The sequence below is a fragment of the Leptolyngbya sp. FACHB-711 genome, from assembly GCF_014695615.1.
Taxonomy (GTDB): domain Bacteria; phylum Cyanobacteriota; class Cyanobacteriia; order Elainellales; family Elainellaceae; genus Leptolyngbya_A.
The window spans coordinates 1-6,958 of the sequence record NZ_JACJOR010000549.1; the positions used below are offsets into that span (position 1 = coordinate 1).

A 6,958-nucleotide genomic window follows, 5' to 3' on the forward strand; every position below is an offset into this window, starting at 1 on the left:
ACAGCGAAGGCTACCGATCAATTCTGGAGGATGTCCTAGCCTGGGAGCCGTTGATGCGCTGGCTAAAAGGTTCAGCTTAAAAGATGGTTCTTCTCAGAGTCCCCTAGCACTGGGAAATTTCTGGGGCGATGGAGCACCGAGAACACGCCTCAAACCACCCCTAACCTTCCTAACGACAGCCTAAACTGTCTCGTGTTGAAACCCCAGTCACCGGGTTCACGCCGTCTGCTCGCTTGCAGAGTTCTGAGATTTCAAAGCGATCGAGAATCGCATCGGTAAAATCCGCCCCGGTCACTGTCACATTCTGAAAGCTAGTGCGGGTTGCCGTTACGCCAATCAGCAGCGCATTGGTTAAATCTGCCCCCACCAGGAAGACGCGATCGAGCAGTGCTCCAGTCAGGTTAGCTTCCCGCAGGTTGGCATCGAGCAGCACCCCCTTGGTTAAAATTGCGTCTGAAAGGTCGGCGCCCTCAAAGTTCGCTGCGCGCATCTCGGCGGAGACAAACGCTTTACCGTGAAAATCGGCGCGGGCAAAGTTCTCCTGGTTGAGATTGGCGTTGTTGTAGTTCACTGTATCGGTAAGGGCAATTGCCGGAGTCGCGTTCAGCAGCACCCACAGACAAGCGAGTCCTACAACCAGCACCAGACTCAGTAAACATTGCAGCAGTTTTTTCATATCTTTTTGCTCCTATCGCGACCCAACCATTCCTAAATGCCTGATCGCTTTGCCCAATCGTCGCCCACCCGAATCGTGAGATCCGATTGCAGGTCACCCGTTGATGCAGCCACTACCTGACCCGTCCCCATCACGGTTTCCAGGTCTGAGGCACTGCGAAGGTCGCCGCGCTGAGCAATAATCTGGGTCTGCTCTAGGCGATCGGGCCAGTCTTCGACCACATAAACCTGATTAAAGCCCTTGGACTGAAGATAGGCGGCAACTTTGCTGCCCAGATTAGAATCACTAGAGGCATTTTGAATGGCAATTCGCAGATCGGCGCGATCGGTCTGGGGATTGGTGACCGTGTATGCGCCCACGTTAAAGTATTCCTGCATCACCTGGTCTCGTCCAGCAGCATCCATTAGCCAGTAGCTTGCAGCGTACTCGTCTGGCGTACTAAAGCGACCTGGCAACATTACCATGTGCAGATTTTCCTGCTCCAGGTTCAGCCCCGTTGAGGCAAGTGCCATCATCTCTTCCAGCGAAAGGTTGGTGTCGATGTATTTCTGGAAAAGCTGGACGATTTGCGGGATGCGAGTGACCAACGTGGGATTGGTCAGCCGTTCTCGCAGGGCACGAATGAGCTGCTGCTGTCGCTGCACTCGCCCAATGTCGCCATTGCTATCTTGACGGAATCGGGCAAAGCCTTCTGCCTGGCTGCCGTTCAGGGTTTGCCACCCCGGTTGCAGATCGATCTTGAGCTTTTGAGTGTCATCTTTATATTCCATTCGCTCCGGCACAAAGACGCGAACGCCGCCCAGCAGATCGACCAGTTCTCGAAACGCGCCCGTACTCACGCGCACATAGCGATCGATCGTCACCCCGTTGAGCGTACTGCTGACCACCTTTGCCGCCGTTTCTGGACCACCCAGCGCATTCGCATAGTTAATTTTCTCCGTGCCCTCGCCCGGAATATAAGCCTGGGTATCTCTAGGAATTGAGAGCAGATTGACGGTGTTTTGCGCGGGATCAATTCGCACCAGCAGCATCGTATCGCTGCGCCCGGCAAAGACATTGCTGGAGGAGCGATTGTCGGGTAGATCGAGCGGCAAATCAATTCCCATTACCAGAATATTGACTGGCTGCGTGATCTGGTAGCGCAAGGCTGATTTCCAGGGGGAGTCTGTCGTTTTTTCCGGGGCAGGCGCAACGCTCGGGCTCAGGGGAACGGTGAACGCTGCCATTGCCCCGATCGCCGCTGAAGTCACTGCGGTTAGACCCAAAAGTGCTCCCCGTCTCAGGTGCCGCCAAAAAGGCGATCGTTGGCTCAGCTCGGCGGGCGGCTGGGCATCCTCAGCAGAGAGAGTGGGTCGGGCTTGTGCCTGACTGTGTTCCTGGAAAGTGTCCACCGCTGGGGGCTTTGCCTCAAGGGTGTTTGCTTCGCTTGTCCGCTGTAATACCTGTTCCGGCTTGCTTACTCCATCACCCATGTCAGTTTGATACCTGTAGGTTTTTGACACTCGACTGCTTTGACCCTTAACTCCAACGCCACCTGGTAAATCGCTGTTTAAAGAATGGCTAAACTACTCATTTCAGACTGTTCATTTCAAACCGCTCACTTCAGGAACGATGAACAGATACAAGAGAGACAATCAAATAGAATCACTGCCTCAGCTCTCAATTCCAGAAACTTACTCGAATTTGGCAAGATAAATTTGCATGTTGCTTTGTGTTCTGGTTGCTTCGTGTTCTGATTGATTCACGTTTTGAATGATGCTTTGATTCTGAACTATGTATTTTTATTACTAATCGAGCAGATTATACCCTGAAGCCAGATCGATCGCCTTCCTTCATCAGCGGCAAGCCGAGCCATCTTTCAGGATTTCTGAGTCTATCTACAGAGGGAAAATCAGCGATCGATGAAGATGCGATAAAGCGATCGGCAAGAGAATTCGCCTCGTTGAGCAATCCTTGATAGGATGGGGCGAAACCTCAAAGCGTTGGTCGGACTGTCATGATTCCCGTAATTTTGGCTGGCGGAAAAGGAGAGCGATTCTGGCCCCTGAGCCGCAAAGCGCGTCCCAAGCAGTTCTTGAGCCTGGACGGAAGCGGCAAAAGTCTCCTGCAAACCACTGCCGATCGCCTTCTGGATCTGGCTAACGGCTGGGAAGGATTATGGGTTATCACTGCAGCCCATCTCGCAGACGGCGTTAGGGAACAATTGCCCGACCTGCCCGCTGAAAACCTGCTGGCAGAAGTCGAAGGGCGCGATACGGCTCCTGCGGTTGCCTGGGCAACGCTCGAAATTGCCAAACGCTATGGCGAACAGGAAACGATCGGCTTTTTCCCGGCAGACCACTGGATTGGTAACCAGGACACTTTTTATCAAACGCTGGCAGCCGCAGAAGAACTGGCAACCACTCATCAGGCGATCGCTACCCTCGGCATTACCCCCACCCATCCTTCCACCGGATACGGCTACATCGAGCAGGGTGAAAAAGTCGGGCTATTTCAGAACTGTCCTGGCTTCAAGGTGAGCCGCTTTACCGAAAAGCCAAATTTGGCAACAGCAGAATCTTTTCTTGCGACCAGGCGCTATAGCTGGAACGGCGGAATGTTTATTTTTCCGGCAGGCGTAATGCTGGCAGAACTGCGAACCCACGCGCCCGAAATGATGAATCTGCTGGAACAGGAAGGCTCAGCGGTCTATCCCAACCTGCCCAAGCTCAGCATTGACTATGCTGTGATGGAAAAAACCGATCGTGCTTATGTGCTTCCAGTCACTTTTGAGTGGGATGACCTGGGCGACTGGAACGCGATCGATCGGCTGCTGCACCAGACTGATCAGCCCAATGTAGAGCTGGCGCGACACGTTGGTTTGGATACTAGCGATACTCTGCTTTATGCCAGCAATCCAGAGGATCTGATTGTGACGATCGGCTTAGAAGATCTGGTTATTGTGCGAGAAGGCAAAGTAACGCTGATCGCCCGCAAAGACCGAACTCAGGATATTAAGCAGGTCTTGAAAAAGGTCCAGGAACAGTCTGATCTGTCAGACTTACTGTAATCCTCCTTGAAGCCGTAATTCCCCTTGAAGCCGTAATCCCCCTTAGAATCGGAGCTTGCCTCAAATCCGCACGACCGAACAACAGGGTGAGGTAGCGCACGGAAGGGGCTGGAACCTGTGGCTCGATCGGCTTAGATCTCCTCAACTTCCCTTAGAAAAGGGGACGTTTAGAAGAGGGGACGCTGTATTGCAGGATCGAAAATTCAGGGGCGATGTAAAACATGGATGTAAAACATGAGCAATGCCTCAAACAGACTTTGAGGAAAAAGTTTTAATTAGTTTCTATTCTGAGAGATAGAAATTAACCCCCTTTCCTTATTGATAAACTCTTTTACAAAACTTCGATCTCACTTCCCGATCGATTGATAAGTTTCTATCCTGAATAGCTAAGAAAAACGAAAACTGATTTATCAGAAAGATAGGCGTTAAATCTAATCAGTTCAATGATCTTGGTGACTTTTGGTAGAAAGTGCGGGTTGGGTGGCGAGCTATATTAGCCGAGAGCCACCTGTGCTATTGATATCTGCCAATTTGTCAACAATTTGTTCACACTATGATTGCAATAGAACATGATTGCAACAGAAAAATGATTGCAACAGAAAAGAGCGTAACTCAAAACCACGTCCTGGTTTTAAACCAAGGCTCGGACAATCTTCAGCGACTCGATACCCTCTTGGCTCAGCTCCGATGTCCGGTGGAGTGGACCCATTCCCCGGAGCAGGCAATGTGGAAGGCACAGCAAATTTCTCCCTGTCTTGTGATTCTGGCAGGAAGCCCCTACGATTGGTCACGCCCTATGGTGCATCGATTTCGCACTATGAACGATCAGTGCAGTATGACGATCGTGGGACTAACCGATTCCCATGCTCCAAGCTGGCTGCGTCAGGAAGACAATCCCGGCGTGGATGGGTTTCTCGTCAAGCCGATCGATCAGGATGTGCTGAAATCGCTGGTGCATTCTGCTCGGGTGCGTCAAAACTGGTGTACTGCGTGTTGAGGGTAGTAGGTAAATTGCTAAATTCGTTAGGCTGAATTCGTTAGGATGAAAAGAAGCAAGGCAGTTTCAGTCGTTCTGCCACCAAAATTTGATTCATACCGCTTCAGTTATGCAGTTCGCTCCGCTTTATCCCATCCTGCACAAAGTTTTGTACCCTGCTTTTCCCGCCTGTTTGTGGCAGGGCAGCACCGATTCGCCCTGGATTGCTCTCACGTTTGATGATGGTCCTCACCCACAACATACGCTTCAAGTGCTGGAAGTGCTCGATCGCTATCAGATCAAAGCGAGCTTCTTTTGGCTGGGGCTGCTGGTCGAGCGGTTTCCTGAAGTGGCGCGAACTGTTTGGCAAGCGGGACACGGGGTAGCAATTCACGGCTACGATCATACGATGTTTACCCAAATGAGGCTGCCTCAGCTCAAGCAGTCGCTCGATTGCACTCAGCAAATCATCGGCGAAACTTGTGGGCTTGATCCGAGCGCCACTGCCCAAATTCGCGATGTACGCCCGCCGAATGGAGTGTTCACGCCTAAAATCTTAAGCGCGTTGCAGCAGTGGAACTATCGCCCGGTGATGTGGAGCGTGGTTCCCGAAGATTGGACAAGACCCGGAGTGTCGATCGCTGCTCAGCGAGTTTTAACCCAGAGCCGCAATGGGTCTGTGATTGTGCTGCACGATGGCTATACAGGTGGAGAAGATGCAGCCGCCACTGTGGATTATTTCATTCCGCAACTGCTTGATCGCGGCTATCAGTTTGTGACGATCGATCGGCTCTGGCAGCAGTGTCAGGGGCAGGTTTAAGCTAAAGTATTGCTCTGCAAAGTGACAGAGAGACGATCGCCCGAATCGTTTGATCCTTCTCTACTCCGAAAGAGGTCAAGTCGCAGTCCTTTTGGCAACATCAAATAGTAATGCCTAAAGTGATGCATAAAGGGTGAAGCTGATGCCGTTAGACGGAGTAATTTTGGATGTGGACGGAACGCTGGTGTTAAGCAACGATGCTCATGCTCAAGCTTGGGTTGAGGCGTTTGCGGCTTATGGCTACGAGGTGTCCTTTGATCGAGTGCGTCCGCTGATTGGCATGGGGGGCGATCAGGTTGTGCCACGTTTAGTTCCCGGGCTAGACGCTGAGGAAGGCGTGGGCAAAGAGATCGCCGATCGCCGCAAAGAGCTGATTCTCGACAAGTTTGGCTCCCATTTAACCGCAACGCCCGGAGCGCGAGAACTGGTGCAGCGAATGCAGGCAGCCGATTTGCACCTGATTATTGCCAGCTCTGCCTCCGAGCAGGAAATGGGTGTGTTGCTCAAAGCGGCTTGTGTGGAGGATTTGCTGGACGAGTTCACCACCTCCAGCGATGCGGAAGCCTCGAAGCCTGCCCCGGATATTGTGGAAGTGGCTCTGGAAAAAGCGGATCTCAAAGCCGATCGCGTGATTATGCTAGGCGATACACCCTATGATGTGGAATCGGCGGCGAAGGCAGGCGTGGGCGTGATTGCCTTTCGGACGGGCGGCTTCAGCGATGAGGATCTGTCGGGGGCGATCGCGATTTATGATGATCCGGCAGATTTGCTGCAACACTATGAAGAGTCTCCTTTAGCGCAAGCCGTCGATCGATAGTCTCAACCTATTCGCAAGTCATGCTCCAGATCACCAACAGCGTTAGCATCCCCGAAGACGAGATTGACATGAGTGCGGTTCGCTCCCAGGGCGCGGGCGGGCAAAACGTGAATAAAGTCGCCACTGCGATTCATCTCCGCTTTGATATTGGGGCTTCTTCGCTGCCGGAATCGTACAAGGAACGGCTATTGCAGCTCAGCGATCAGCGCATTACCAAAGATGGTGTGATCGTGATCAAGGCGCAGCAGCACCGCACCCAGGAGCAAAACCGCGAAGAGGCACTCGAACGGCTGCAAGAGCTGATTAAAAGCGCGATCGTCTTGCCAAAACCGCGCAAAGCCAGCAGACCAACGTTTAGCGCAAAACAAAAACGTTTGGAGAGCAAAAGCAAACGATCGCACATCAAGGCACTCCGCGGCAAAGTGGCAGACGATCTATAGCAGGTTTAAACCTTAATTTTTAAGGGAACCCAGGGAAGTCTACGTCTTTATAAAGTTCTAGTTCGCGGCATCTTCATTGAGGATGGCGCTTTTTTCACATCCTCTTCAGAGGGAACGCTGCATAAGCGATTAATATTTACTTTAGGTTCAGTTCTTATACGGGTGTAATTATCGCCCAAT

At 51.9% G+C, this 6,958-nt stretch carries 8 protein-coding genes; 6 read left to right on the forward strand and 2 right to left on the reverse strand.

The features are described 5' to 3' along the window. Nucleotides 1-184 (forward strand): hypothetical protein (locus tag H6F80_RS29495; protein ID WP_206755120.1); only part of this gene is annotated, 184 nt, incomplete at its 5' end. On the opposite strand, the gene H6F80_RS27395 is transcribed toward H6F80_RS29495, so the two are convergent. Beyond that, nucleotides 170-676 carry a pentapeptide repeat-containing protein gene (locus H6F80_RS27395; protein ID WP_190794686.1) on the reverse strand — a complete coding sequence of 169 codons (507 nt, stop codon included), beginning with the start codon at nt 674-676 and terminating at the stop codon, nt 170-172. The two genes, H6F80_RS29495 and H6F80_RS27395, sit on opposite strands and share 15 nt — an antisense overlap. A gap of 32 nt (nt 677-708) precedes the next feature. Further along, the gene (locus H6F80_RS27400) at nt 709-2,178 is read right to left on the reverse strand and encodes an LCP family glycopolymer transferase (protein ID WP_199296869.1); all 1,470 of its coding nucleotides are present in this window, start codon (nt 2,176-2,178) and stop codon (nt 709-711) included. Nucleotides 2,179-2,672: 494 nt separating this feature from the next. Between H6F80_RS27400 and H6F80_RS27405 the strand changes: the two genes are divergently transcribed. The 5 genes from H6F80_RS27405 (at nt 2,673) to arfB (ending at nt 6,778) form a co-directional block, all read left to right on the forward strand. Further along, nucleotides 2,673-3,725, forward strand: coding sequence for a mannose-1-phosphate guanylyltransferase (locus H6F80_RS27405; protein WP_190794687.1), 1,053 nt, complete (start codon nt 2,673-2,675; stop codon nt 3,723-3,725). A 586-nt stretch (nt 3,726-4,311) separates the two neighbouring features. Beyond that, nucleotides 4,312-4,722 (forward strand): response regulator, encoded by a 411-nt coding sequence (locus H6F80_RS27410; RefSeq protein ID WP_190794688.1) that lies wholly within the window; start codon nt 4,312-4,314, stop codon nt 4,720-4,722. Nucleotides 4,723-4,831: 109 nt separating this feature from the next. Further along, on the forward strand, nt 4,832-5,521 hold the full coding sequence (locus H6F80_RS27415) for a polysaccharide deacetylase family protein (RefSeq protein ID WP_190794689.1): 690 nt from the start codon (nt 4,832-4,834) through the stop codon (nt 5,519-5,521). Nucleotides 5,522-5,663: 142 nt separating this feature from the next. After that, a complete protein-coding gene (locus H6F80_RS27420) occupies nt 5,664-6,338 on the forward strand; it encodes an HAD family hydrolase (protein ID WP_190794692.1) in 675 nt (224 codons plus the stop codon). 20 nt (nt 6,339-6,358) lie between these two features. Beyond that, nucleotides 6,359-6,778 carry an alternative ribosome rescue aminoacyl-tRNA hydrolase ArfB gene (gene arfB / locus H6F80_RS27425; RefSeq protein WP_190794690.1) on the forward strand — a complete coding sequence of 140 codons (420 nt, stop codon included), beginning with the start codon at nt 6,359-6,361 and terminating at the stop codon, nt 6,776-6,778. The last annotated feature ends 180 nt before the right edge of the window (nt 6,779-6,958 follow it).

Coding starts and splice junctions, on each gene's coding strand:
- arfB (WP_190794690.1), top strand. CDS start 6,359: ATGCTCCAGATCACCAACAGCGTTAGCATCCCCGAAGACGAGATTGAC.
- H6F80_RS27420 (WP_190794692.1), top strand. CDS start 5,664: ATGCCGTTAGACGGAGTAATTTTGGATGTGGACGGAACGCTGGTGTTA.
- H6F80_RS27405 (WP_190794687.1), top strand. CDS start 2,673: ATGATTCCCGTAATTTTGGCTGGCGGAAAAGGAGAGCGATTCTGGCCC.
- H6F80_RS27410 (WP_190794688.1), top strand. CDS start 4,312: ATGATTGCAACAGAAAAGAGCGTAACTCAAAACCACGTCCTGGTTTTA.
- H6F80_RS27415 (WP_190794689.1), top strand. CDS start 4,832: ATGCAGTTCGCTCCGCTTTATCCCATCCTGCACAAAGTTTTGTACCCT.
- H6F80_RS27395 (WP_190794686.1), bottom strand. CDS start 676: ATGAAAAAACTGCTGCAATGTTTACTGAGTCTGGTGCTGGTTGTAGGA.